Annotated in this window: 23 protein-coding genes; 10 read left to right on the forward strand and 13 right to left on the reverse strand. The window is 60.3% G+C overall.

Annotated features, from left to right (window positions below):
• Positions 1-641: 641 nt before the first annotated feature.
• From G7Y52_RS09195 to G7Y52_RS09230, 8 genes are all read right to left on the reverse strand, one after another.
• Positions 642-932, reverse strand: a complete 291-nt coding sequence (locus tag G7Y52_RS09195) for a hypothetical protein (protein ID WP_165070754.1) — start codon at positions 930-932, stop codon at positions 642-644.
• A 214-nt stretch (positions 933-1,146) separates the two neighbouring features.
• Complete coding sequence (ilvC, locus tag G7Y52_RS09200; RefSeq protein ID WP_165070755.1) at positions 1,147-2,148, reverse strand: ketol-acid reductoisomerase; 1,002 nt, start codon at positions 2,146-2,148, stop codon at positions 1,147-1,149.
• An 83-nt stretch (positions 2,149-2,231) separates the two neighbouring features.
• Positions 2,232-2,723 carry an acetolactate synthase small subunit gene (gene ilvN, locus G7Y52_RS09205; protein WP_165070758.1) on the reverse strand — a complete coding sequence of 164 codons (492 nt, stop codon included), beginning with the start codon at positions 2,721-2,723 and terminating at the stop codon, positions 2,232-2,234.
• Positions 2,724-2,905: 182 nt separating this feature from the next.
• Positions 2,906-4,597 carry a biosynthetic-type acetolactate synthase large subunit gene (gene ilvB, locus G7Y52_RS09210; RefSeq protein ID WP_165070771.1) on the reverse strand — a complete coding sequence of 564 codons (1,692 nt, stop codon included), beginning with the start codon at positions 4,595-4,597 and terminating at the stop codon, positions 2,906-2,908.
• Between the two features lie 18 nt (positions 4,598-4,615).
• The gene (locus tag G7Y52_RS09215) at positions 4,616-4,846 is read right to left on the reverse strand and encodes a DUF465 domain-containing protein (RefSeq protein WP_165070774.1); all 231 of its coding nucleotides are present in this window, start codon (positions 4,844-4,846) and stop codon (positions 4,616-4,618) included.
• Between the two features lie 590 nt (positions 4,847-5,436).
• Complete coding sequence (locus G7Y52_RS09220) at positions 5,437-5,739, reverse strand: YggT family protein (RefSeq protein WP_165070776.1); 303 nt, start codon at positions 5,737-5,739, stop codon at positions 5,437-5,439.
• A gap of 475 nt (positions 5,740-6,214) precedes the next feature.
• Positions 6,215-6,898 (reverse strand): HAD family hydrolase, encoded by a 684-nt coding sequence (locus G7Y52_RS09225; protein ID WP_165070779.1) that lies wholly within the window; start codon positions 6,896-6,898, stop codon positions 6,215-6,217.
• On the reverse strand, positions 6,895-7,758 hold the full coding sequence (locus tag G7Y52_RS09230) for a hypothetical protein (protein WP_165070781.1): 864 nt from the start codon (positions 7,756-7,758) through the stop codon (positions 6,895-6,897). The genes G7Y52_RS09225 and G7Y52_RS09230 overlap by 4 nt, the downstream gene beginning before the upstream one ends.
• 286 nt (positions 7,759-8,044) lie before the next feature.
• Between G7Y52_RS09230 and pdxS the strand changes: the two genes are divergently transcribed.
• Together pdxS and pdxT are read left to right on the forward strand one after the other, a co-directional pair.
• A complete protein-coding gene (gene pdxS / locus G7Y52_RS09235; protein ID WP_165070784.1) occupies positions 8,045-8,926 on the forward strand; it encodes a pyridoxal 5'-phosphate synthase lyase subunit PdxS in 882 nt (293 codons plus the stop codon).
• Position 8,927: 1 nt separating this feature from the next.
• Positions 8,928-9,506, forward strand: a complete 579-nt coding sequence (gene pdxT, locus G7Y52_RS09240) for a pyridoxal 5'-phosphate synthase glutaminase subunit PdxT (RefSeq protein WP_165070787.1) — start codon at positions 8,928-8,930, stop codon at positions 9,504-9,506.
• A gap of 178 nt (positions 9,507-9,684) precedes the next feature.
• Here pdxT and G7Y52_RS09245 read toward each other — a convergent pair whose 3' ends face one another.
• Positions 9,685-11,334: a bacteriohemerythrin gene (locus G7Y52_RS09245; protein ID WP_241159686.1), complete on the reverse strand. Its 1,650-nt coding sequence runs from the start codon at positions 11,332-11,334 to the stop codon at positions 9,685-9,687.
• Positions 11,335-11,465: 131 nt separating this feature from the next.
• Between G7Y52_RS09245 and yedF the strand changes: the two genes are divergently transcribed.
• Positions 11,466-12,071, forward strand: coding sequence for a sulfurtransferase-like selenium metabolism protein YedF (gene yedF, locus G7Y52_RS09250; protein WP_165070792.1), 606 nt, complete (start codon positions 11,466-11,468; stop codon positions 12,069-12,071).
• Between the two features lie 245 nt (positions 12,072-12,316).
• Here yedF and G7Y52_RS09255 read toward each other — a convergent pair whose 3' ends face one another.
• Entirely contained in the window at positions 12,317-13,516 is a 1,200-nt protein-coding gene (locus G7Y52_RS09255; RefSeq protein ID WP_165070795.1) for an iron-containing alcohol dehydrogenase, read from the reverse strand.
• A gap of 149 nt (positions 13,517-13,665) precedes the next feature.
• Between G7Y52_RS09255 and G7Y52_RS09260 the strand changes: the two genes are divergently transcribed.
• Positions 13,666-13,905 carry a hypothetical protein gene (locus G7Y52_RS09260; RefSeq protein WP_165070797.1) on the forward strand — a complete coding sequence of 80 codons (240 nt, stop codon included), beginning with the start codon at positions 13,666-13,668 and terminating at the stop codon, positions 13,903-13,905.
• Here G7Y52_RS09260 and G7Y52_RS09265 read toward each other — a convergent pair.
• From G7Y52_RS09265 to hydG, 3 genes are all read right to left on the reverse strand, one after another.
• On the reverse strand, positions 13,889-14,029 hold the full coding sequence (locus G7Y52_RS09265; RefSeq protein ID WP_165070799.1) for a hypothetical protein: 141 nt from the start codon (positions 14,027-14,029) through the stop codon (positions 13,889-13,891). The two genes, G7Y52_RS09260 and G7Y52_RS09265, sit on opposite strands and share 17 nt — an antisense overlap.
• A 12-nt stretch (positions 14,030-14,041) precedes the next feature.
• Entirely contained in the window at positions 14,042-17,047 is a 3,006-nt protein-coding gene (locus G7Y52_RS09270) for a hypothetical protein (protein ID WP_165070801.1), read from the reverse strand.
• Between the two features lie 480 nt (positions 17,048-17,527).
• On the reverse strand, positions 17,528-18,919 hold the full coding sequence (hydG, locus tag G7Y52_RS09275; RefSeq protein WP_165070804.1) for a [FeFe] hydrogenase H-cluster radical SAM maturase HydG: 1,392 nt from the start codon (positions 18,917-18,919) through the stop codon (positions 17,528-17,530).
• A gap of 882 nt (positions 18,920-19,801) precedes the next feature.
• On the opposite strand from hydG, the gene G7Y52_RS09280 reads away from it, so the two are divergent.
• The 6 genes from G7Y52_RS09280 to G7Y52_RS15510 form a co-directional block, all read left to right on the forward strand.
• The gene (locus G7Y52_RS09280; RefSeq protein WP_165070806.1) at positions 19,802-20,905 is read left to right on the forward strand and encodes a BMP family ABC transporter substrate-binding protein; all 1,104 of its coding nucleotides are present in this window, start codon (positions 19,802-19,804) and stop codon (positions 20,903-20,905) included.
• 34 nt (positions 20,906-20,939) lie between these two features.
• Positions 20,940-21,131, forward strand: coding sequence for a hypothetical protein (locus G7Y52_RS09285; RefSeq protein ID WP_165070808.1), 192 nt, complete (start codon positions 20,940-20,942; stop codon positions 21,129-21,131).
• A gap of 405 nt (positions 21,132-21,536) precedes the next feature.
• Positions 21,537-22,913: an aminotransferase class III-fold pyridoxal phosphate-dependent enzyme gene (locus tag G7Y52_RS09290; RefSeq protein ID WP_165070810.1), complete on the forward strand. Its 1,377-nt coding sequence runs from the start codon at positions 21,537-21,539 to the stop codon at positions 22,911-22,913.
• Between the two features lie 294 nt (positions 22,914-23,207).
• Positions 23,208-24,377, forward strand: a complete 1,170-nt coding sequence (locus tag G7Y52_RS09295; RefSeq protein ID WP_165070813.1) for an NAD(P) transhydrogenase subunit alpha — start codon at positions 23,208-23,210, stop codon at positions 24,375-24,377.
• 92 nt (positions 24,378-24,469) lie between these two features.
• Positions 24,470-24,751, forward strand: coding sequence for an NAD(P) transhydrogenase subunit alpha (locus tag G7Y52_RS09300; RefSeq protein WP_165070815.1), 282 nt, complete (start codon positions 24,470-24,472; stop codon positions 24,749-24,751).
• Positions 24,752-24,809: 58 nt separating this feature from the next.
• Positions 24,810-26,614: NAD(P)(+) transhydrogenase (Re/Si-specific) subunit beta (locus G7Y52_RS15510; protein ID WP_206215252.1), on the forward strand; the 1,805-nt coding region annotated here is incomplete at its 3' end.

The raw sequence follows: 26,614 nt of genomic DNA on the forward strand, positions 1-26,614 counted from the left end.
GGCTGGCGGTGACAGTGCCTGTATGGAGAGAACGCTACGGAGTATGAGTCGGGACGGGATTGTGTGTATCGCGCCCACTGCGTGTCGGTATGGAGACAATCCATGAGAAACGAGAAGCGCTTTGGGGTGTCACTGTCTTTGCGTCTCTGGGTTGCGAGCCTCCTGTGTGCATGGTGAGAAAGTGCAATCTTCGTGAAATATGTGAGATTGCCATTTCCCACATGGATGGATTACTCGTCGCACAGAGAGCGACGCCAGCATGTCCAGCGTGCCCGAATGCGTGTCCTGGCTTGAACTTCGGAGACCAGGCAAGGCGCTCTGCAAAAAATGAATCAGGCGCTGGAAGTCGATCCAGAAGGTATGGCAAATGTATGGGAAATGAAAATGCCGGGAGGCGCGCCCGGCATGGGAAGGTTGGCTGATGAAGGGCGATAGAGTCCTCTGAAAGCCAGAAAGAATGTTGGTAGTATAGTTGGTAGGAAAATATTTAAAATATTTTTCTACCAACTATTCCATAGTGTTATAGAAATAACGCAGCTTCTCTTTGAAAATGCTCTGCTGACGCGAAAGCGGCAGCCGCCGCAACGCGGCGTACATTCAGGCGAAAACCGCGTTTTTCGCCTGAATGCCACCTTTGACTTTCATAAAAAGTCAAAGGTAATCTGCTCTAGAGCGGCTTGCTGCTGAAAACGGCAACCCGCTCTAATACCTGGAAAAAACGTGGCTTCTATGGCTGGAATGGGCGGCACAAGCGTTTCGTCCGATGTCTTGTTTATGACATCGGAAAAATAGGAATAGAGCGGACGCATCCCTGGCGGCAGGCCATGCCCCGGCACAAAATTGAAGCAAGCTGAAGCCCGCGGCGGGAGCAGACTTCCACCGCGGGCTTCAGCTTGTGTGCGCTGGCTCTTGCCGCTGCCAAAGCAGGGCATGGCTTACCTCTGAAACTGTTCCCTGGCGCGGTTTACGCTCTCAAGGGCACTGGAGCATTTTGCTTTTGAAATTATTCAATTGCAAAAACGGCGCTGCCATCATTTCCCCGCAAGCGGGACAAGCGCCTGAAAAGCGTGGTTTTCAGGCTCATTCGGCTCGGGCGTCCGCTCCCGCGGACGCCCGAGCGGTTGCCGTTTTCAACAGCAAACCGCTCTAGTCTTTCTTGTCCTTTTTCAGCCAGGACATCATGCCCCGCAGATTTTTGCCCACTTTTTCAATCTGGTGTTCGGACTCATTGCGGCGCGTGGTCAGGAACATGGGGTAGCGGGCCTTGGCCTCCAGGATGAAATCGCGGGCGAATTTGCCGCTCTGGATGTCCTTGAGCACGCCCTTCATTTCCTTTTTCACGGCTTCATTGATCAGGCGCGGGCCGGAAACATAATCGCCGTATTCGGCCGTATTGCTGATCGAGTAGCGCATGCGCGAAAGGCCGCCCTCGTACATCAGATCCACGATCAGCTTCATTTCGTGCATGCATTCGAAATAGGCCATTTCAGGCTGATAGCCGGCTTCCACCAATGTCTCGAAACCGGCCTTGATCAAGGCTGAAACGCCGCCGCAAAGCACTGCCTGCTCGCCGAAAAGATCGGTTTCCGTCTCTTCCCGGAAGGTCGTCTCAATGACCCCGGAGCGCGTGCCGCCAATGCCCTTGGCATAGGCCAGAGCCGTTTTGAGCGCCTCGCCGGTGGCGTCCTGCTCAATGGCCACCAGGCAGGGCACGCCGCCGCCCTCGGTGAAGGTGCGGCGCACCAGATGCCCCGGCCCCTTGGGAGCGATCAAAAACACGTCCACATCCTTGGGCGGCAGGATCTGGCTGAAGTGAATGTTGAAGCCGTGCGCGAAAAGCAAGGCCTTGCCCTTGCTCAGATTGGGCTTGATATCGCTTTCATAGACCTGGGCCTGCACCTCGTCGGGCAGAAGAATCATGATCAGATCCGCCTGCCTGGCCGCCTCCGCCGCGGAAACAGGCGTGAAGCCGTGTTCCTTGGCCAGCTCATAATTGGCGCCGCCGGGACGCTGGCCGATAATCACCTTGACGCCCGAGTCACGCAGATTCTGGGCATGCGCATGGCCCTGGCTGCCGTAGCCGATGACAGCCACGGTCTTGTTTTTCAAAACATTGAGATCGGCATCCTGATCGTAATAGACTTTCATCTGAGCATCCTCTGTAATCACTCACGGTTAGACAAAAACTACACTCCTCTGCGCCCGTGCGCAGGGGAAAAATCAGGGCAAACTCATTCCGTCGACTTCTTGGAACGACGCATGGCCACAGAGCCTGTACGGGCCACTTCCTTGATGCCGAAGCGCTGCAAAAGACTGAGAATCGCCTCCAGCTTGCCGTGATCGCCCGTGGCCTCAATGGTCATCTCATTGGGGCTGACATCCACGACCTTGCAGCGGAAAATCTCCACCGTGCGCAGAATTTCGCCGCGCATGAGGCCTTCGGCCTGCACTTTCACAAACATCATTTCCCGTTCCACGGCGGCTGTTTCGGCGTAATCCATCACCTTGATCACCGAGACGATCTTGTGCAGCTGCTTCATGATCTGCTCCAAGATCAAGCTGTCCCCATAGGTGGTGATGGTCATGTGCGAGACGCCGTCCTCCAGGGCGGGCGCCACATTGAGCGAGTCGATATTAAAGCCGCGCCCGCTGAACAGACCCGCCACGCGGGAGAGCACGCCGGGCTCGTTTTCCACCAGAACGGAAAGCACATGTCGTTGCATAGCATCCCTCAATAGCATTTTCGCATCGGCTCGTCTGCCGATTCGGAGGCCGCGCTCAAGCCGCGCCGGGACTGCGATCCCGTCTTGCCTTCACGCGCGGGCGACCGCTTGCGCGCGTGCCGGCGCAGGCGTCTGCAAGACCTTAGCAAAACGCTCTGGCCTTTCCGCGCGCCAAAACCTGCCTATACCAGCAGCATTTCATCCAGGGCCGCTCCGGCGGGCACAATGGGATAGACGTTTTCCTCGCGCTCCACAAGCACGTCGATAAAGGCCGGATTGGGCGTGGACAAAGCCTTCTGCAGCACAGGCAGAAGATCTTCGGGCTTGGCAATGCGGTAGCCTTCGGCGCCGTAGGCCTCGGCCAACTTCACAAAATCCGGCTGGGCTTCCATATTGGTGGAGCTGTAGTTGCGGTTGTAAAAAAGCTCCTGCCACTGGCGAACCATGCCCAGATGGCGGTTGTTGAGTATGACCACCTTGACGGGCAGGTTGTTGGCCACTGCCGTGGCCAGTTCCTGGATGTTCATCTGCAGGGAGCCGTCGCCGGCCAGGGCGATCACGGTCTTGTCCGGAAAGGCGAACTGCGCGCCGATGGCCGCCGGAAAGCCATAGCCCATGGTGCCCAGACCGCCGCTGGTCAGGAGCGTGCGGGGCCTGGTAAAGGCAAAGAACTGAGCGGCCCACATCTGGTGCTGCCCCACTTCGGTGGCGACGATGGCATCGCCCCCGGTGAGCTCGAACAGCGCTTCCACCACCTGTTGCGGCTTGATGTTGCCGTTTTTCTGATAGCACAACGGCTTGCTTTCCTTCCATTCGCGCACCGCGGCGAGCCAGTCCGCGTGCTCGGCGGCCCAATCCTTGTCCGCCAGCCTGGCCTGGCAGATCTCCATAATCCCGGAAAGGGCCAGCCGGCAATCGCCCACAACCGGCACTTCCACCTCCACATTTTTGCGGATGGAGGTAGGGTCGATGTCGATATGCACAATGCGCGCCCTGGAGGCAAAGGCCGTAAGTTTGCCGGTGACCCGGTCGTCAAAGCGCGCGCCCGCGCAAACCAGCAGATCCGCATTGTTGATGGCCAGATTGGCGGCATACGTGCCGTGCATGCCGACCATGCCGAGCCAGAGCGGGTCCGTGGCAGGATATGCCCCCAGCCCCATGAGCGTGCAGGCCACCGGAATTTGCAGCTTGCGCGCGATCTCGGCCAGGGCCTCGGCTGCATTGGACATGATCACCCCGCCGCCTGCCAGCAGCACCGGGCGTTTTGCCTTGGCCAGCTCCTCCACCGTGCGGCGCAACTGGTTCAGATTGGGCTTGTAGGTGGGATTGTAGCTGCGCATATAAATGTCTTCGGGCCAGACAAACTCGGCTTTGGCCTGGATCACATCCTTGGGCAAATCCACAAGCACCGGGCCAGGGCGGCCCGAGCGGGCCAGATAAAAAGCCTGGCGGATGGTCAGGGCCAGCTTGCGCACGTCCTTGACCAAAAAGTTATGCTTGGTGCATGGCCGGGTGATGCCTACAATATCCACTTCCTGAAAAGCGTCGTTGCCGATCAGTTTGGTGGGCACCTGGCCCGTGATCACCACCAGCGGAATGGAATCGGAGTTAGCCGTGGCTATGCCCGTGACCGTATTGGTGGCGCCGGGCCCGGAGGTCACCAGGCAGGCCCCCACCTTGCCGGAGGCGCGGGCATAGCCGTCGGCCGCATGCACAGCCGCTTGCTCATGACGGACCAGCACATGGCGGATATCCGGATGCCGCGGTAATTCGTCGTAAATATCAAGAACCGCGCCGCCCGGATAGCCGAACAGCACGTCCACGCCCTCTTTTTTCAGGGACTCAAGGAGAATCTGTGCGCCTGTGCATTCCATGAATAGCTCCTCAGCCGGCTATTTTTCCTGTTTTTTCAAGCGATCCAGGATATCCATCAACTTGGTCTTGCCTTCCAGCTTCTGCTTTTTCAACTGCTTGAGGGTCTGCTCTTCCGTGGGGGTGCGAAAACCTTTGCTTTCCAGCTTTTCCACCTGTTTTTCATAGAGCACATGGTCTTCCCAAAGGGATTTCAGCTCCGGATCAGTGGGGGCATATTGTTCCAGCAGGTCAATTTCATGCTGATCCATAAGAAATCTCCAGTGTTAGATGTTCAAACGCGGGGCACGCGCAAAAAAACGTCAGCAGCCGCGAGCCTGAAACGCTCCGCTTGCCCGCGCCGGAAATAAATTCCGGCGCGTGTCGCGCGGGCGGCTGACCGCTTTCGCGGCAGCAAGGGCATTGCGCCGCTACGCGCGCATGCCCTTAAGAAATCTCCAGTGTTAGATGTTCAAACGCGGGGCACGCGCAAAAAAACGTCAGCAGCCGCGAGCCTGAAACGCTCCGCTTGCCCGCGCCGGAAATAAATTCCGGCGCGTGTCGCGCGGGCGGCTGACCGCTTTCGCGGCAGCAAGGGCATTGCGCCGCTACGCGCGCATGCCCTTAAGAAATCTCCAGTGTTAGATGTTCAAACGCGGGGCACGCGCAAAAAAACGTCAGCAGCCGCGAGCCTGAAACGCTCCGCTTGCCCGCGCCGGAAATAAATTCCGGCGCGTGTCGCGCGGGCGGCTGACCGCTTTCGCGGCAGCAAGGGCATTGCGCCGCTACGCGCGCATGCCTTTGAGAGCTTCCTGGCGGAAGAATCCGCGCGCGAAGCCCGAACCGCGCCAACGCGCGCGGCTCAATGCAGGGCAATGGCATACTGGGCCAGCGAGGCGATCACAATCCGGTTGACAAGTTCAATAGCCAGCAAAACCACGATCGGAGAAAAATCCAGGCCGCTCGTATAGGTAAAGGGCAGCCATTTGCGCACCCTGTAAAACACCGGCTCCGTAAGAAGCCGCAGCGTCCGCACAATGGGATTATACGGATCGGGTCTGACCCAGGTCAGCACGGCCGCAATAATGACGACCCAGAAATAAATATTCAAAAGCGAGCCCAGCACCAGAGCTATGGCGCTCAATGTATTGGCAAGAATGATCATGCACACTCCAGCGTGAGTCTTATACTATGTTACGCGTGCCCTGTTGCGTGCGGACACGACCGCCGCTTTGCAGCGACGCCGAGCCGCCGGGGTTTCGCGGACAGGCAGCCCGGCTTTGCATTCCCGGATTCGGCAAAAACTTTGGCTGCCGCGCCTGCCGCCTGAAAAAACAGCTCGCTGCGCGCCGAACACAGGCCATTGCCCAGGTCCCCCCGCGCACAGACAATAACGCCGAGCCGCCCTTCTGCCAAGGTGGCCATGCGGCAGGCCACAGGAACGCCGGGCCGGGACGCATTGCAAACAGGCGCGGCGCGCATGTCGGCAGCGCCCTGCCCGTTGTTTCAAATCCCTTTGAGCACGTTCCCCTTGCAACTGCTCTGCTGACGCGAAAGCAGCAGCCGCCGCCAGGCGGCGTGGATTCAGGAAAAACCGCGTTTTTCCCTGAATAATTCTGAGAAAAACTGGATCATTTCACTCAGAAAATGCTCCGGGCTTGCGCACCCGGAAGCGGCGGCAAGGCAGCGCCTACTGCCCGGCGCAATTGGTCGAAATCAGCCGCCGTAATCCGACCCCGCAGTTCGCCGCCGTTAAAGGCCGCAAATACCGTCCCGGCTCCTTGCGCCGCATCTTTGTCGTGCTTGCTGTCGCCCACAAAAAGCACGTCCGCGGGGGCAAAACCCCAGGCGGCGCAGATGCGCCGCGCGCCCTCCGGCGAAGGCTTGGGCGCGGCGTTGCTTGCCGTGATGACAGGATCAAAATAGGGGGGCAAGGCGAAAAAGTCCAGAACCGTTTGGATGCCCCTTGAGATGCGGTTGGTGGCAATAGCCATGCGCACGCCCCTGGCATGCAGATCATCGGCGAATTCGCGAAAACCGGGTTGCAGACGCAGCAGCGGCACAATGTCCCGCTGGTAGTTGACCTCATCCCTGGTCACACGCTCGATCTCACCGTGCAGACGCTCCGGCAGAATGTGCCGCAGAGCCTGCCCTGCCGTGGCCATGAAGGAATACGCCTCCTGCTCCGGCGTCATGGGCGGCAGGCCGAAATACGCCAGCACGCGGTTGAAGAAGACGTTATTGGCCGCCCGGGAATCAATCATCACGCCGTCGCAATCGAAAATCACGCCCCGCAGCCCATGCGGAAAAGGAGGCGCGCTCATGCGGATTCTCTCCAGGTGAGCCAAACGCGCTCCGCGGCCCACGGGCCGCCCTCCGAGGCGGAAGGCGCGCGTCCCAGCACGCGCCAGAGGGGCGCCCGGGCTTCAAGAATGGTCACGGCCTCTCCGGCCACATCCAGGGAGCAGCCCAGAAATTCAGCCCAGTGCGGAGCCGGAGTGAATTCAAGCATTTCCAGCAATGCGACGCGCATGGGGCCTTCCACGGCCAGGGCCACGTTGTCCGGCAAAAAATAGGCGGCATTGGCGGCAGCCACGCGCCAGGGCGGCACAAGCCCCTGGTCCAGGGGAACGCGCGCAGCGGACGCGGGCAAAGAGCGCAACGCGTCGTCCTCTTCCACGCCCAGGGCGGCGGTAAGATTTTCCGCTTTTTCAGCGCAACGGAGGGTCAGCTCGGCCAGATCGGCCAGATATTCTTCCTGCAGCCAGAACCAGAGCAGGGCCTTTTGCGCCTGCTCACGCTCAAGCCGCGCGCGGCGGGCCGCTTCCGCCTGTTTCGCCTTTTGTTCCTGGCTTGGGGAAAGTCCGTCCAGATTTTTGAGTAAAGCCATTTCAGCGGCCTGGCGCGCCGCGCGGGCATTCCCCGCCGCAGTCGCGCCCACGGGCAGGCCGGAAAGGGCCGTTTGGCTCAACTGCCGCAGATCCGAAAGACAGGCCGCCGCCTCACGCGGCGTAAAAGGGTAATTCTCAGGGCAATGCCAGCCCGTATCCGGGCAGTCCGGCAAGCCGGGCCAAAGGCGCAAGGCCCCCGGCCATGCGGGGCCATTCGTATTTTCCGGGCCGGACGGCAGGTCGGGCAATGGCCCCCGCAGCAGCGGCAGCCGGATACAAAGCGTTTCATTCATGCCTACATTCCTTCCAAAGTTGTATAGCATAGCCAGAGGCGCCGCGGAGCGCAAGCCGGAGCCATGCCTGAAGGATCAGCTTTCAGGGTGAAATTCCTTTCTCACCATGGAAAAATAAAATGAATTTTTTACGGAAATCATCGCAAAGGCGAATCCCTCGTCTCCACCTTCGGGCATATTGTCAGGCGCATGATTATCGCATATAAACACGCCAGCATCGCCGCCACAAAGCGGCTACCCGCAAATCACCCGTCGGGCCGCACCCGGCAGAGAAGGAGTAGAGATTATGGAACAGGGCACCATCCGCCTGAAGACCGGACTGGCTGAAATGCTCAAGGGCGGCGTGATCATGGACGTCACCACTCCCGAGCAGGCGAAAATCGCCGAGCAGGCCGGCGCGTGCGCCGTCATGGCTCTGGAGCGCGTCCCGGCCGACATCCGCGCTGCCGGCGGCGTGGCCCGCATGGCCGATCCCACCATCGTCAAAAAGATCATGGAGGTGGTCAGCATTCCGGTAATGGCCAAGGCGCGCATCGGGCATTTCGTGGAGGCGCGCATTCTGGAAGCCCTGGGCGTGGATTATATTGACGAGAGCGAAGTGCTCACCCCGGCCGACGACCGCTACCACATCGACAAGCGCAACTTTACCGTGCCCTTTGTCTGCGGCTGCCGCAACCTGGGCGAAGCCCTGCGCCGCATTGCCGAGGGCGCGGCCATGATCCGCACCAAGGGCGAACCCGGCACCGGCAACGTGGTGGAAGCCGTGCGCCACTGCCGTCAGGTCATGGATGAAATCCGCATGCTCTGCGCCCTGCCCGACGCCGAAGTGCCCAATTTCGCCAAGGAGTGCGGCGCGCCTCTGGAAGTGGCCATGCGCGTGCGCAAAGAAGGCCGCCTGCCTGTGGTCAACTTTGCGGCCGGCGGCATCGCCACGCCGGCTGATGCCGCCCTGATGATGCACCTGGGCTGTGACGGCGTGTTCGTGGGCTCGGGCATCTTCAAGTCCGGCGATCCGGCCAAGCGGGCCAAAGCCATTGTGCAGGCCGTGACCAATTATAATGATTACGCTATGTTGGCAGAAATATCCAAAGATCTGGGCGAGCCGATGGTGGGCATTGAAATTTCCTCCATCCCGGATGCCGAACGCATGCAGGAACGGGGCTGGTAAGATGGCCCGAACGCTTGTGGGCGTTCTGGCCCTGCAAGGCGCTTTCCGCGAGCACGCGGCCGCCGTGGCCCGCCTGGGAGCCGAAGCGCGCGAAGTGCGCCAGCTCAAGGACATGCGCGGCATTGACGCCATGATCATCCCGGGCGGCGAGAGCACCACCATAGGCAAGCTGCTTGTGGAATGGGGCATGCTTGATCCCTTGCGGGAGCGCATTGAAAAGGGCATGCCGGTCTATGGCAGTTGCGCGGGCCTGATCCTGCTCTGCCGGGAAATCGAGAACTCGAACCAGCCCCGGCTGGGCGTGCTCGACGCCACGGTGCGGCGCAATGCCTTCGGCCGCCAGGTGGACAGCTTTGAAACGGATCTGGAGATGCCGGAACTCGGCCCCCCGCCTTTTCCGGCGGTCTTCATTCGCGCGCCCGTGCTGACCGGCGTGGGGCCCAGGGTGCGGGTCCTGGCCAACGTCAAGGGGCAGGCTGTGGCCGTGCGCCAGGACAATGTGCTGGCAACCTCTTTTCATCCCGAGCTGACTTCGGACGTGCGCCTGCACCGCTACTTCCTTGAAATGTGCACAAAATAGCCGCCGCTCCCTCATAGAGTGCACAGTCCCGCGCCGTCAGGTGGTCTGCCCCTGTCAAGCAGGCAGGGGGACAGACCACCTGACGCGGAATTTTCGCACATGAAAAAAGCGCCCCGTTCGGGGCGCTTGGCCGTCATGTCCATGTCCGGAAAGATCCGGACCCCATGAGCAAAACGCTCTACTTTTCGCGCGCCGTCTTCGACAGATACGGCACATAGCCGGGATCAGTGCCCGCAATATGGTTGATCAGCCAATCCTTGAGGAAGCTCAGCAGATCCATGCTCACCGTGGCCGTGCCGTTCTTGAGCTGTTCTTCAAATTCATCCAGCCTGGCCACGAACTTTCTGTGGATTTCCTTATGCTCTGCCGTGCCGGGATAGCCTGAAGGCGCAAAAAGTTTTTCTTCTTCGCTGAAATGCGAGGCCGTATAATCACGCAGCTTCTTCACAATGGCCCGCAGCTCCTCGCCGGTGCGGTTGTTGCGCATGGCCGTGTACAACTCGTTGATATAGCCGCAGAGCATTCTGTGCTGCCTGTCGATGACCGGGACATGCAAATCCAGCTTGGACGTCCACTGCACGAACTTGTCCGAGGAAGCCTGGCCGTAGTCCCCCGTCACCAGGGCATTGACGATCATGTCCAAATCTTCCATGCCGGTCTTGAACGAGAGCAGAGCCGCTGTGAATGTCTCCATATTGGAGGCCGTGCGCTCGGCCACATCCCGGATTTCCTCCAGAGCGCCGTTGGTCCGCGCGCTGCTCTCCGACTGTTCGGCCGCGCCCTGGGCAATGATTTTCAGATGCTCCGCCGTCCCTTCCATGTCCCGCACAATATCGACCATAAAGGAGCCGGCGCTGGAGGCGCGCTGCGCTCCTTCCACAATCAGCAGGGCGGCTTTCTCCACTGTCTGCACATTGACGCGGGTTTCTTCCTGAATGGCCAGGACAGCTTCCTCAACCTCCCTGGTGGCCCCCATCGTCTTTTCGGCCAGCTTGCGCACTTCGTCTGCCACAACCGCGAAGCCGCGCCCGGCATCGCCCGCGCGGGCCGCCTCAATGGCGGCATTCAGGGCCAGCAGATTGGTCTGATCCGCCACTTCGTTAATCACGCTCATGACCTGCCCGATGTTGCTGGCTTTTTCTCCCAGCCCGGCCATAGCTTCCTTGAGGTGCATGACCGTGCTTTTGACCTCTTCAATGGAAGACACGGCCTCATGCACTTCTTTTTCCCCGGTGACGGCTTTGCCGCGCGAGGCTTCCGCATTGTCCGTAACGCCGCGCACCCGATCCGAAGAAACCCGCGCGGCTTCGGCCACGCGTTCCATGACCGCGCTGGTTTCGCCGAGGCGGTCACGCTGCACCTCCACGCCTTTCTCCACATCGCCCACCAGCTCGGAAAGGCGGCGCACCTCCGTGGAAAGCCTGTTGCAGACATTATGGGCTTTTTCCAACACCGGCGCGCTTTGCGAGATCTTGTCAGCCAGGGTCTTCTCACGATCGCTCGCGGCAAGCGACTCGGCCCGCAGAGCCTGCGCCTCAGCGCGCAACGTCTCGGCTGCGGCCGCGGCCTGTTCCTGCGCTTTTCGGCGCTCGTTCTGCAATGCCTCCAGACAGTGACGCAAACGCTGCGCGGGCTCCTCGGAAGAGCTCGGGGCATCGGGGCCGAGCAATGTTTGGGCAAAGGAAAGCAGGTCGGCCCTTTTTTGCCCCTCCCTCAGCCAAAGCCAGGCGTCGGCCCCCGCGCAGACGGCGGCCGCCGCCGTTATCATCCAGGCCCAGACGCCTTCCGGCTGCAGGGCGGCCAGCGCCCCCAGCAGCGCAATAATCACGATTTGCAACAAAATCCCCATCGTTCAACCTCTGCAACGTTTGCCTTGCTTATCGGACGTCTTGAAAATACGCTATAAGCATGCCTGATGTAAATAAAAATAATTCTCAATATACAAGGAGATGCCTGGCTATGAAAAGCCTTGATTGCCGCAATATCCCCTGCCCCCAGCCGGTGCTCCGCTGCCGCGCGGCCGCGGACGCCGGAGAACGCCGCCTGGAAGTCCTGGTGGACAATGAGCCTGCCGTGGAGAATGTCCGCCGCTTTCTGGCGGGCCGGGGGTATGCCGTGGCTTGTGAACAGGCGGGAGAAAGCTGCTGGCGGCTCACGGCGCGCGCCGGAACAGAAGGCATGAGCGAGACCGCGATCGGGCGCTGCGCTGTGCCGGACAGCGCCGGAGAAGGGAAAACGCTGGTGCTGATTACAACGGAAACCATCGGCCGGGGCGACGACAGCCTGGGCAGCAGGCTGATGGATAACTTTCTGGCTACCCTGCCGGAACTGGGGCCGCGCCTGTGGCGGCTGATTCTGGTCAATGGCGGCGTCAGGCTGGCCACCAGGCCGGGGCCGGCCCTGGAAGCCTTGCAGGCTCTGGCGCAAAACGGCGTCAGCGTGCTGGTCTGCGGCACATGCCTCGCGCATTACGGGCTGCTGGCCGCCAAAGCCGTGGGGGAGACCTCCAATATGCTGGATATTGTCACCAGCCTGGATCTGGCCGACAAGATCATCCGCCCCTGAACCGCAGACAAAGTGCGGGCGCTTACACAGTAAAAACGGCATGCCGCTGCGCATGCCGTTTTTACTGTTCGGCCGCGCCGCGCCCGGGAGTTCTTCCCGGCAGCGGCAACGGCACGCTTGCCCGCACCGGCCCGGGAGGACCACGACCGGTGCGGGCCTTCGTCTTAGAGCGGTTTGCTGTTGAAAACGGCAACCGCTCTAACGCTGTCGCCAGAGCGTTTCGCTCATTTCATGAGCAAAACGCTCTACAGGGCCGCCTTGTAAATGGCGGCCACGGCCTCGTCGGTCATGATCCGCGGATTGGTCAGGGCGCAGGCGTCCTTCTGGGCGTTGGCCGTCATGATCGGAATATCTTCCTCGCGCACGTTTTTACCGTACTTTTTGCCCAGAGCCACCAGGCCGTCGGGGATGCCCACATCCCTGGAGAGAATATTGATGGCGGTAATGGCTTTCTGCGAGGCTTCATTGGCGCTGATGCCGTCCGTGCGCTCGCCCAGCAGGCGCGCGATGCGCGCGAAACGGCGGCGGCTGGAGATCAGATTGTACTGGCTCACATGCGGCAGGAGGATGGCGTTGCATTCCCCGTGCGGCAGATCGTAAAAGCCGCCGAGCTGGTGCGCCATGGCGTGCACATGGCCGAGACTGGCGTTATTGAAGGCCATGCCTGCCAGATACTGCGCGTAGCACATGCCCTCGCGGGCTTCTTTATCCCTGCCGTTGGCCACGGCGCGGCGCAGGTAGCGGTTGATGTATTCAATGGCTTTTTCCGCGCAGGCGTCGGTCATGGGCGTGGCCGCGGTGGACACATAGGCTTCCACGGCATGCGTCAGGGCGTCCATGCCCGTGGAGGCCGTCAGGGCCGGAGGCATGCCCATCATCAGGAGCGGATCGTCGATGGCCACGCTGGGGGTGCAGCGCCAGTCGACAATGCACATTTTTACCTTGCGCGAAGTGTCGGTGATAATGCAGAAGCGGGTCATTTCCGAGGCCGTGCCCGCGGTAGTGTTCACCGCCACATACGGCGGGAAGGGTTTGGCGGATTTGTCCACGCCCTCGTAATCATGGATTTTGCCGCCGTTGCCGGCCAGAAAGCCCACGCCCTTGCCGCAGTCATGGGAGCTGCCGCCGCCGAGCGTGATCAGGCTGTCGCACTTTTCGTTCTGGTACACGGCATAGGCCGCTTCCACATTTTTGTCCGTGGGATTGGGAACGGTCTGATCGAAAATGGCGTACTGCATGCCGGCCTTGTCCAGAATATCCGTAATCTGCTTCAGAATGCCGGCCTTGACGATGCCCTGATCAGTGACGATCAGCGGCTTGGCGCCGCCGATGCTTTTCAGGCGCGCGGGAATCTCTTTGGAACAGCTTTCGCCCACAAGAGTGACATTGGGAATGAAAAATGAGGTAATCTGCCCCATGTGCATGCTCTTGACATCCGTGCTCATCAGCGACTCCTTGCTGTTGCGCGGCCTCCCCGCATGGAGAAACCCCATGGTGATAAGAAATACATCTTACCACTAACGTATCACATGCCCAACAGTGTTGCAAGGCGTCTCTGGAAAAAAGAACGCGTTCTTTTTTGAACAAGGCTGGAATGATCACACAAACAATAAAATACTTAAACAAAGCTGCTACGTTGGAGTTACAGGACGGAAAAAACTTTTTTGCGGAAAAGACACAGATGGAAGCGAATCCTCTTCTGCGGCCCTGGAGTTTTCCACGCGAGCCGCTGTGCCGGCGAGAAAGCGCCGACCGCCGCAGCATTGCCGGCGATAGCGCCTCTCTCCGCGCCTGTTTAGAGCGTTTTGCCAATGAAATCAGCAAAATGCTCTAGAGCAGATTACCTTTGACTTTTTATGAAAGTCAAAGCTGGCATTGAGGCGAAAAAACGCTGTTTTCGCCTGAATGTACGCCGCGTTGCGGCGGCTGCCGCTTTCGCGTCGGCAGAGCATTTTCAAAGAGAAAATGCCCTAATGCAAACAGCCGGGCTCGCGCAGCCTGCCCGGACGGCAGAGCCTGGCCAGACTGCGCAAATATTCCTTGCGTTTGTTCAGAAAAAAAGCCAGGGGCCGCGAGAAATTGCGCCCCAAAAGGCCGTCCACCAGCATTTGGCTGATCTCGCGCTCGCGCGTGAGCACCAGTTGCGAGCGGGCCAGCACGTTTTTGTCGGCCTCGGGCATGGCGCGCGCGATCTGCCGGAAGGCATCCTGCGCCAGAGGCTGATAATACCAGAAGTACATGAGATCCAGGGCATTGATGATGAAGGCCCGCTCCAGTTCCCGGCCCTCGGCTCCGCCCCGCCCATGCAGGCCGCCGGGCCGGGCCAGTTTGACCAGCGCGTCTTCCTGGGGAAAGAGCAGCTCCAGCCGGGTATAGCAGGCAAAGACTTCGGCCAGTTTGCTTTGGTAGTCCCAGCGGCGCATGCGCAGATTGACCTGGCTGTCGGCATAGCCTTCGATCAGGGCCGCCACGGTATCCGAGGCCATCTTGGAAACCACGGCCGCGCTGGGCACAAGGTATATTTCCGGGTCGTTCACACCCAGCAGCAGGATGCCCTCGAAAAGCAGGAGGTTGTACAGCGAGGAAACCGGAATGGCCAAAGCGCTGCGGAACAGATTGCCGATGGCCGCCTCTTTGGGAAAGCCCCTGTAAATGTTGTGGGCGAAAATATAAAAACCGTTGACGATATTCAGCACCGTGAAGACCAGGACCGGATCTTCGGCCACGTTCACGCCCAAACCGTCCTGCAACAGCCAGACCCGCACCATGACTTCCAGCAGCAGGACCGAAATGCCGGTATACATCAGCGAGTCGCACAAGCGGCTGACGCTGATCTGATCTTTCCAGTGAATCAGCGTGTCGCGCGTGGCCCCCTTGGCGGCCAGCACCATTTGCACCACATTGCGCGCGCCGGTGATCCCGAACCAGATGAATGTGCCGAACCAGGCCAGAAACCACCAGTCCTGGGTATATAAAAAGGAAAAGAACGCCGGGATGAAGCCCAAAAGCACCTTGAGCCAGTTGCTCACCGCGCTGTTCAAATAGGAGAGCCCAAGGCTGGCCGCGCGCTCGGCCCGTTTTTGTTTGAGCAGGCGGTTGCCTGCGGCACTGTTCAGTCCGCCCAGATTGACCACATTGCCGTGCGCGCAGATGCGGCAGTCCTCGCTGGCGGTCTTCCATTGCCGCCGCCGTTCCATGCCCAGATGGCGGCAGCCGGGCAGCCAGCGCAGCTTTGCCAGCAGCCGCTGCCAGGTGGAAGGGTTGCGCGGCGCACGAAAGCTCAGGCACTCTTCCACCGGCGAGCAAATGGGAATGGGCCGCGTATGCTGCTGCTTGCGCCGCAGTTCCGCGAGGCTGCGGCGGGGCACGGTTTCCTTGAGTACCAGCCCCATGCCGAAAGAGAGGCGGCTGGCCGAACTGGTGCCTAAACGGGATTTAAGCGGATTGTGCCGGTAGTGTTCCCACAAGTTGGGCACATCGCGCAAAATATCCTGAAATTTTGCCGCCCGCTCGTCCTCGCCCCTGCTTTCCATATGCCGGATCATCCGGCGTACCAGTTGCTTGACGCGCGGCCCCAGCCCCAGGTTGAGCGCGCGCTGCAGTTCGCCGATGGCGGCAAGGCCGGTCAACTTCCCTTCCATCCAGCCTTTCATGTTGAAGATTTCCAGATGGCTGATCGCGCCCCCGCAATCCCAAAGCAATTCCGTCACATCTTCCACACTCAGCCCCGCCGTGCCGAGCACCAGGCGATAGCCGGGATTGAGCCCCTGCAACTCGCGCGTCAGTTCCTGCGGCGAGAGGCGCAGAAACGCGGGCATTTCCGACAGCGGCGCGGGTCGGCTCAAATCCGGCATCTCGGGATGTTTTTCAGGCGAAAGCCAGTCGTCAATAATCACATCAGGCCCCAGATTTTCCAGGGCCTCCAGCTCGGCGCGGGCCGCCTGATCCCCCTTGTCGGCCAGGATGGCCGCGCGGGCCTGGAGGGCGGGTTGCACATGCCGGTGCAGACATTCGGCCAGATGCAGCGTCGAAGCCTGCCCCCGCCCCACAAACTGCAAAAAGGCTTCGACCGTAAGCTCCGGCAGCGGCACATCCCAGGCGGCCGCAAGCCTCGGGCGCTGTGCGACGTTCCAGGCAGCCAGAACCTGCAAGAGTCTTTCCTGCCGCCAGCGCAGCACTTCCCTGCCGCGCCCCATCATGGCCTGCACCCCGGGGGTTTGCAGAAATTCCAGAAAATCGCGGTTGGAGCTGAAACCGCGTGGAATCCACAACAGGCTGACAAAACGGTCGTAAAATGGCAGTTGGAATTCCAGGCCGATGCGCACAACAATGCCGGTGATATCCGCGGCTCGCAGCAGTTCCGCGGCCGCTTCCTGATCCACGCAATACTCATAGGCCACGGTAAGCCTGCGCAGCCCCTTGATCCAGGCGTCCATGATCAGATGCGTGGGACTTTTGCGCCCCTTGGTATTGGCATCGTAGACATGATCGTCAAAGGCCAGTTGATCCCAGGCCTCGGGCATTTCCGGCAGATGATACCGCGCGAGCATGCGCCGCACCACTCTGGGCGTGCCCTGCACCGTGCGGCGGAAATCGTGGGCCAGTTTGAGCTGCGCAAGCCGCCGGCCGTGGGCGCGCACCATGCTTTTCATGATCTGCATGAGCACGCGGGCCGTATTGCGGCGCAGCAGAGAATGCGCGCTGGTCAGCACCTCGTCGTACAGAGTCTGCAGGGCCAGCAGGCGATCTCCGGCCTGCGTTCCGCCGTTTTCCAGGCTGTGCAGCAGATTGATCACCGCGTAGGCCATGCGCGAAACCGGCGACGTGGCCAGTTCCTTGATGCCGTGGGGGTGCAATGCGGGATCAAAGAGGCAATCCTCGGAAGGGCCGCAATGGGATTCCAGAATGCGGTTGACCAAAGCCAGGATATCCTTGTCCTGTTGATCAAAATAAAGGCTTGCCCTTCTTTTCGCCATGGCCTGCTCCTTAGAGCATTTTTTGATTGAAAATATCTATTTTCAATCACTTCGCTGCCATCATTTCGCGCCCAGGCTTCAGCCGTTGCGACGAAGGAAGCTACGGATGAAGACCGCAACTGGTTACTGCGGCAGCCAGCCAACGCTGCTCCAGAGCTCTCCCCGCCCCCGCATGCGCGCAGGATCATCCTTGTGCTGGTTTTACCGCCGGGCGGCACAAACAACGCAGCCCGCCGGAAGGTGCGCGTTCCCGGCGGGCGAAAAAGTCATTTTCCCGGCATGCTTTCCAGGGCGTTTTGCTAATGAAATTAGCTAAACGCCCTAAACATGGCAGACCATGTTGCCGCAGACGCCGAAAAATGAAAATGCGTTGTCATCGCGCCCCTGCTTTCCAGGGCCGCTTTGCCGTGCGGCCTGTCCCGACCGGGCCGGCGGCGGGCAAATCCCGCCCGATGCATGTTCGGGGAGCTTTGCCTGCCGTCAGATAAACTCGTCCATGCGGCCGGACCTGACCTTCTGCAAGAGCCGCTCCGCCGCGCCGCGCTCCTGTTCGGGCAGACCGTCCAGTTTTTCGGCAATCAGCTTTTCTCCCAACTGGCGGGTGTACGGCGTGGCGTAATTGAGCAGAAACTCCATGAAAGAGGCTATGGAGTTGGGCCCGCATTGGCTCTTCATGCCGCATTCCTGCACCATGGAAAGAAACTCCGAGCCGCTGCGGCCCAGGCGCGGGCAGGCCGTGCAGAAGGACGGCAGATGGCGGGCTTCTTCCAGCAAAAAGCGCACCACTTCGTCCACGTGGCAATCTTCGCCGATGGGAAAAGGCACCTTTTCGCCCGGCGCCTCGGTCCAGCTTTCATAGGGATTGGCCACGCTGCCGGTCAGCAACTGCGAGCAGCCCGCGTTGCAGCCGTCGCGCCAGAGCCCGGCGGGCTCCTTGGTGGTCAGGACGATGCCGGTATAGGGCACGGCCAGCCGCATGATCGCCACGCAGCGCAGATATTCCCCGTCGCTCACCGGATAGGGCGCGGCAAAGCTGCTGCCGGGCGCGGGGCGCAGGCGATGCATGCTCACGGTACGGCTGCCCGCGTCATAGACCCGCGTCAAATGCGCCGCATGCAGCATGACGGCAAGCAGATCATACTGCCAGGGCCCCAGCCCCAGCAGCAAGCCCAGGCCCGTATCGGTCACCCCGGATTGCAGGGCCGTGTCCGCGGCCTTCAGCCTGGCCTGATAATCGCTCTTGGGCCCGCTCAGATGCGCTGCGCGATAACTCTGCTCGTGATAGGTGTCCTGATAGATCAGCACCGTGCCCACGTCCACGCTCTGCAGGACCGCGTACTCCTCGGGTTGCAGCGGCCCCACGCTCACATTGATCCGGCGGATTTCGCCCAGGCCGTCAAAGACCGTGTACAGCACGCTGACGGCCTCGGCCAGATACTCCACATCCGCGTTGGGCAATTGGCCGCTGACCAGAATCACGCGCTTGTGGCCCTGGCGGATCAGCTTGCGCCCTGCCTCGCGCATTTCCGGCGGCGTCATGTACTTGCGCGCCACCGTCGTATTGCCGCGGCGGTTGGCGCAGTACACGCACTCGCTGCCGCAGTGATTGGAAATGTGCAGGGGCGCGGAAAGCACGATGCGATCGCCGTAAACCTTCTGCTTGACCTGATCGGCCGCTGCCAGCAGCCGCGCCAGATCTTCGCTTTCGCAGACCCGCATCAACGCCGCAGCCTCCTGAATGCTCAACGGCTCCAGAGCCAGCGACTTATCGAGAATATCGGTCAATTCGGCGCTGTCCGGAGCTTTTTCGCGGCTCAGGGCATTGTCTATGGCGCGCGCATCCAGCCAGGGGGGCAAGGTATCCGTAGGCATGCTGACCATCCTTCAGACAGAATAAATGATGTATAGTGCGGCCTCTGCCGCATTGCGCCCGGGGCGCTGTTTCCAAAGCAAGGAGTTTTGTCTCTCCGGCAATGCCCGGAGGCTGGAGCGGGGAACCCGGTTCAGCGCGCGACGCACTGGGGAAAACCGGCTTTTTGCACAGGCAACGCCTCCCGCGCGTCAGCCCTGGCCTCGCCCCCTGGCGGCAGTGACCGCTCACGGATCAGGGCAGCAGCTCCGCAAATGCCGTCAGCATTGCCGACACAGCCGAAAGACAGAGGAAGCCATTTGACCCTTGGAAATAAAATATCTCCTTGTTCGCGTGGCGGTATTGTAGCACAGCCGGCAGCAAATGGCTAGTTATGTATTTCACATACCCCCGCTCCCCCCGCCTCAAGAGGGATTCGCCTTTGCGATGATTTCCGTAAAAAATTCATTTTACTTTCCTATGGTTGCGAAAGGAATTTCACTCTAGAGCAGATTACCTTTGACTTTTTATGAAAGTCAAAGGTGGCATTGAGGCGAAAAACGCGGTTTTCGCCTGAATGTACGCCGCGTTGCGGCGGCTGCCGCTTTCGCGTCAGCAGAGCATTTTCAAAGAGAAAATGCTCTAAAAACGAATCCTTCCGCCTCAGGCCGGGCTTGTGGCGGACGCGCCGTCGACGTATCCTTTAAGGGAGCCAGGCAGGCGCAGTCCTCCAGACCTTTTTGCCGCGCCTCGTTTACGCGTGCCGGACGGTCCTGCCCTGCCTCGGCGCGCAAAGACGGCCGGGCCGCGGGCCCCTCGCGCCGCGCCACGTCCTGCCTGGGCCGGAAGGCTGAGCTTGAAGTTGCGAAGATTTTACAGCGAATCATCAAGAGAAGGAGAAGAACATGCCATCCATCCCCTGCCGGAGCTTTCTCCTGATTCCGGCCTGTCTGATCTGGGCCGTTCTGACATTGGCAATGCCGCTTGCGGTTGCCGCCGCTACGTCGGGCGCGCCTTCAAACGCGGCCGGCAATCCGGCGCGCCCTTTGCGCGTGGCCCTGCTGTTGGAACACGGGGGCCCGGCAGGCGCGGGCAACAGTTGGACAACGCTGCTCAACGCGGGTCTGGACAGGGCGGCCCGGGACTTTTCCCTGCATGCCGAAACTCTGGCCGCAGCGCCGGGTGCGGATCAGGAGGCTGTTTTCCGCCGGGCCGCGCGCGATTTTGACCTCGTGCTGGTGGCCTCGGACGGCTTTCATACAATTTTACGCGAAAATGCCGCCAACTTCCGCAATACCTTATTCGGCTGCATTGATGCCGGCATACGCGCGCCCAATATCATGTGCGTGACCTTTGCGGACGAGCAGGCCGCCTTTCTGGCAGGAGCGGCGGCAGCCATGCTGACCGGGCAGACCGGTCTGCCCGGCATTAATCGGGAAAAAATCATCGGCTGGCTGTCCGGCGAGGATGTGCCTGCCATGCGTTCCCTGCTCAACGGCTTCAGCGAGGGCGCGCGCCTGATCGATCCGCAAGTGCGGGTGATCAACACGGTGACCGGCTCCTTCGGCGACGCCGCGGCGGGGCGCGAAAAGGCACGCGGGCTTTTGGAACAGGGCGCGGACGTGCTGGTCCTGGCTGCCGGCCGGGGCAATGCCGGCGCGCTTGAGGAGGTACGGGAGCGCAACGCCTATGCCGTGGGCCTGGATGCCGATCAGCGCGCGCTGCTGCCCGGCCGCATGCTGACCTCCATTCTGAAGGGGGCGGACAGAGCGGTGTATGAAATTGTGGCCGCAGCCGCAGCCAATGGTTTCAGGGGCAAGGAGATCATCGTGTATGACCTGAAGAACGGCGGCGTGGGGATCGCGGATATGGCTCCCTTCAAGGCGGTTGCAGGCGAAAATGCGCCCCCGGATCTGGAACGCCGCCTGAAAGAACTGCGCGGAGAAATTTTTAACGGCTCCATCCGCCTTAAATCCTTGCGCGCCAGGACGCTCTGCGATTGTCGCTGAAGCGCCGTTGCTTTTTTCAGCAAGAGCCTCCGCAATGGAAAAAGAAAAAATTTTGAAGCCACTGGCCGCTCTTCCTGAAAAATTATATTTGAAAAGCAATGAAATACGCCTCCAGGCATTGCTGTTTGAAGTGAAAGCAGGTAAGGCTTTGCCTGACAAGGCGGAAACCGGCGGCAATAATTGTTTTGCGCGCATCGCAAGGCAAATTTTTTGCCATGTTTTATAAGTCGAATTTGCATTGTGAGTCTAATTCGACTTGACATTGAACAGCCTCTCCGTGACAAGCCAAGTCGAATTTGACTTATGAAACTTGAAAAGCCTTGAGCCATACGCCATGCGACTGAAATAACCATTTGCTATTGCATGGCATCTCCGGCACGTTCGATTTGGCACAAGGATTGCGTAGGCTAAAGCGTTCGGAACAGCGTAAAGACGCAGGCGGCAATACTGCCGAGATGCAAACCAAAGTCCGCAGGCGCGGCGGGGCATGCTTTCCGCCCGCTTTGCTCTTCAGCCGCCCTTTGTGACGCGGCACTATAACGACGATCCCCGTGCTCCTGCCGCATACTCGACCGGAGCCTGAAAATGAGGCGCATTTTTTCCGAAATCTTCTCACCCTTTGGAGGCTCACATGGCTCAGTCTTTTAATGCGGCTGAATTGATTGCCGATGATAAAAAATACGTCTGGCATCACCTCACCCAGCACAAAGTCTTTGAAAAAGCCGATCCCACCATCTTTGTGGAAGGCAAGGGCATGCGGATCAAAGACATCCACGGCAAAGAATATCTGGATGCCGTTTCCGGCGGCGTCTGGACGGTCAACCTCGGCTACGGCAACGAAACCCTGGTCAAAGCCGTGAACGATCAGCTCATGCAGCTCTGCTATTTCGCCAACGGCTACGGCAACATCCCCACCATTCAGTTCTCCAAAAAACTGATTGAAAAAATGCCCGGCATGAGCCGCGTGTATCTTTCCAACTCCGGTTCGGAAGCCAACGAAAAGGCCTTCAAGATCGTCCGCCAGATCTCCCAGCTCAAGCACGGCGGCAAAAAGTACAAAATCGTCTACCGCAACCGCGACTATCACGGCACCACCATCACCACGCTGAGCGCCTGCGGCCAGGAAGAGCGCAAAAACCAGTATGGCCCCTTCACTCCCGGCTTTGTGGAATTTCCGGCATGCTCGGCATACCGCTCGCCCTACCCCGAAGGCACGGCCAATCTGGGCGAAAAGTTCGCGCGCGAGCTTGAGACCGTGGTGCAGAAAGAAGATCCGGACACCGTGGGCGCGGTGATCGTGGAGCCGATCACTGCCGGCGGCGGGGTGATCGTGCCGCCTGACGGCTATTACGAAACCCTCACCGAAATCTGCAAAAAGTACGGCCTGCTGCTGATCATCGACGAAGTGGTCTGCGGTCTGGGCAGAACCGGCAAATGGTTCGGCTACCAGCACTTCAACGTCAAGCCCGACATCGTGACCATGGCCAAGGGCGTGGCCGCGGGCTACGCGCCCATTTCCTGCACGGTCACCACCGAGGAAGTCTTCCAGGACTTCATCGCCGATCCCTCGGATCGCGACAGCTACTTCCGCGACATCAGCACCTTCGGCGGCTGCACCGCGGGCCCTGCCGCCGGTTACGCCAACATCAACTATATGGAAGAGCACAAGGTCCTCGATAATGTGGTCAAAATGGGCGACTACCTGATGGACGGCCTGAAGGCTCTGGAAAAGAAGTACGAAATCATCGGCGACGTGCGCGGCAAGGGCCTGTTCTGCGGGCTGGAGCTGGTCAAGAATCGCGCCACCAAGGAGCCCGTGTCCGAAGCCGTGGCCGGTCAGGTTGTGGGCGAATGCATGAAGCAGGGCGTGATCATCGGCAAGACCAGCCGCTGCTTCCGCGAACTGAACAACACCCTCTGCCTGGCCCCGGCGCTGATCGCCACCACGGCCGAGCTTGACGAAGTCCTGAAGGCTCTGGACAAGGCTTTTCAGGTCGTAAAGGCGTAATCGGCGGGCAATTGCCTGTTCCTCACGTCCTTTAGAGCGAATCTGAACCCGAAGTTTTCCCGCGCCGCGCGCGGCGCGGGAAAACACGGAAAAAAAACGGGGACAAGCCGAAAGAATGCCGCCGCATCCGGCTTACCCCTGTGCAGCAACGGCAAAGCCCGGCATTTTGCCCGGTTGTTTTGTGGTTGCCCTTGCAAGGCCCAGTCGCACGGGCAGTGATCGCCGTGCCCTGCCAGGGGCAGCCGGAAGAACGCTCCAAAACAATAAGCGGTTCCAACGAAAAGGAGTGCATCCATGAAATTTTCAGGTATGACCATCGGCGTTCCCAAAGAAATCATGCCCGGCGAGGGCCGCGTCTCCTCCACCCCCGAGACCGTGAAAAAGATGGTCGCCGAGGGCGCCACCGTGCTTGTGCAGAAAACAGCCGGCGAAGGCTCCTTTTTCTCCGATCAGCAATATGTGGACGCGGGCGCGACCCTTGTGGACGGCGCGGAAGAAATCTTTGCCAAAGCCGACGTGATCCTCAAGGTGAAAGAGCCCCTGTTCAACAAGGACGTCAACAAGCATGAGAGCGACATGCTCCGCGACGGGCAGTACCTGATCACCTTCCTGCATCCAGCCGCGCCGGTGAACCGCGAGCCCATGAAAAAACTCCGCGACACCGGTTGCATCAGCCTGACCCTGGACGGCATTCCGCGTATTTCCCGCGCGCAGAGCATGGACGCCCTGACCTCCATGAGCACCGTGGCCGGCTACAAGAGTGTGCTCATGGCCGCCAACTACCTGGGTAAATTCCTGCCCATGGTCGGCACCGCGGTGGGCGTGATCAAGCCTGCCAACGTGGTGGTTATCGGCACGGGCGTGGCCGGCTTGCAGGCCGTGGCCACCGCCAAACGCCTGGGCGCCGTGGTCACAGCCATCGACATCCGCCCCGACGCCGCCGAGCAGGCCAAGTCTCTGGGCGCCAAGGCCTTTGACACCGGCGTGCCCGCCAGCGTGGCCATCGGCGAGGGCGGCTACGCCCAGCGTCTGCCCGAAGAATGGCTGGCCAAGGAAATCGAGGCCATCAAGCCTGTGATCAAGGACGCCGACGTGCTGATCCTCTCCGCGCTGATTCCCGGCAAGCTGGCGCCTGTGCTGATTACCGAGGAAATGGTCAAATCCATGGCTCACGGCTCGGTCATCGTGGATATCGCCATTGACCAGGGCGGGAACTGCGCGCTGACCGAAGCCGGCGAGGAAGTGGTGCGCCACGGCGTGACCATCAGCGGCATCAAGAACATCCCCGGCATGCTGCCCACCAGCTCCACCTGGATGTTCGCCAACAACATTTACAACCTGCTGGCCTACCTGGCCAAGGACGGCAAGATCGTGCTGGATCGCAACGATCCCATCGTTGCTTCCACCCTGACCACCATCAATAAGGAAATCGTGCACGCCGGCGCCAAAGAAGCCGGGCTGTAGGCAATTGCGGAGCATGAGAAGCTTCTTCTCATGCCCCCGGCTCCTGCGCCGTTGCGGCGCAGGAGCCGCATCAACCATACGGAGGCGTCCCCTTGAGCACATTCATTCTTTTACTGGTCTTCATTGCTTCGCTGGTCATCGGCTACAAGGTACTCAGCCATATTCCAAGCCTGCTGCACACGCCGCTGATGTCCAGCATGAACGCGCTCGACGGGGTCATCATTCTCGGCGCCCTGACGGCCACCCATCTGGCCGGCTCCACCGTGGGCGTGTTTCTGGGCGCTTTCGGCATTGCACTGGCCGTGACCAACGTCTTCGGCGGTTTTGACATCACGCACAAGATGCTGAAAATGATCGCGGGCAAAAAGCGCTAGCAGGCTCTTTTCGCTGACGTCCCGAATGACCCCTAAAGAATAGAGAGTTGTTTGCGAAATGAGCACATTATACTACAATATCATTGCCGCGGTCCTCGCCCTTGCCATTCTTTACGGCCTGCACCTGATGAGCAACGTCCAGACGGCCGTGCGCGGCAACAAGCTGTGCGCCATATCCATGGCCCTTGCCATCCTCATCACCATGTACAGGGACAATTCGCTCAGCTCTCCGGCCCTTTGGGTGGCCATAGCTTTGGGCACGGCATTCGGACTGTTTTTGTCCAACAAGGTGAAGATGATCCAGATGCCGCAGCTGGTGGCCTTTCTGCACGGCTTCGGCGGCGGCGCGGCGGCCATCGTGGGCCTGATCATGCTTCTGGACGTGGGCACTGCCTCCGCATTCCACCGCATCGACGCCTGCCTGGCGCTCTGCTCGGGCATGACGACCATCGCGGGTTCCTTTGTGGCCGCGGGCAAACTGCATCAGCTCCTGCCGCAAAAACCCATTGTGCTGACCAATCACAGCAGGATCATCAACGTCATTCTGGGCGTGATGCTCGTCTCCCTGTGCATTTACAACATTGCACCGAATTTTCTCCCCTCGTTTTTCATTTTCCTGATGTTCGCCACGGGCATTCTCTTCGGCATCGTCTTCACCATTCGCGTGGGCGGCGCGGACATGCCCATCACCATTTCGCTGCTCAACTCCATGGGCGGCATCTCCTGCGCCATTGCGGGCTTTGCCGTGGCCGACCCGCTGCTTATCGCCGTGGGCGGCATCATCGGCTCCGCCGGCCTGATGCTCACGCGCGTCATGTGCAAAGCCATGAACCGCACGCTGATGCCCATTCTGCTGGGTCAATCCTCCGTAACCGGCAAGCCCGCCGCTCCGGTCGCGGTCGCGCCCAGGGCATCCGCGCCCAAAGCCGAAGCGGCCGCGCAATCCGCCGGGCAGAAAGACGCTGCCATCGCCAAACTGCTGACCACGGCCAAAAACGTGATCATTGTGCCCGGCTACGGCATGGCTCTGGCCCAGGCCCAGCACAAGGTCAAGCAACTGGCCGACGCCCTGGAAGCCAGGGGCGCAAAGGTCGAATACGCCATTCATCCGGTGGCGGGCCGCATGCCCGGCCACATGAACGTGCTTCTGGCCGAAGCCAACGTGGACTACGAGCATCTGCTGGAAATGGACACCGTCAACCCCATGTTCCCGGACGCGGATCTGGTGATCGTGGTGGGCGCCAACGACGTGGTCAATCCGGCGGCCAACACCGCCGAAGGCACGCCCATTTACGGCATGCCCATTCTGGAAGCGGACAAGGCCAAGGCCGTGATCATCTGCAATTATGACGAAAAGCCGGGTTACGCGGGCGTTCCCAATCCGCTGTACACCAAACCCGGCGTCTTCATGCTGCTGGGCGACGCGGCCAAGACCGTGGCGACGCTGGCAGGTTATGCCGCCGGGCAGGCTCCGGCCGCCGGGGCGCAAACGGATGTCGCGCCCACTGCCGATGCCCGGGCCGCCCAACTGCTGACCACGGCCAAAAACGTGATCATCGTGCCCGGCTACGGCATGGCTCTGGCCCAGGCCCAGCACAAGGTCAAGCAACTGGCCGACGCCCTGGAAGCCAGGGGCGCAAAGGTCGAATACGCCATTCATCCGGTGGCGGGCCGCATGCCCGGCCACATGAACGTGCTTCTGGCCGAAGCCAACGTGGACTACGAGCATCTGCTGGAAATGGACACCGTCAACCCCATGTTCCCGGACGCGGATCTGGTGATCGTGGTGGGCGCCAACGACGTGGTCAATCCGGCGGCCAACACCGCCGAAGGCACGCCCATTTACGGCATGCCCATTCTGGA

The organism is Desulfovibrio sp. ZJ200 (assembly GCF_011039095.1).
Lineage (GTDB): Bacteria > Desulfobacterota > Desulfovibrionia > Desulfovibrionales > Desulfovibrionaceae > Desulfovibrio.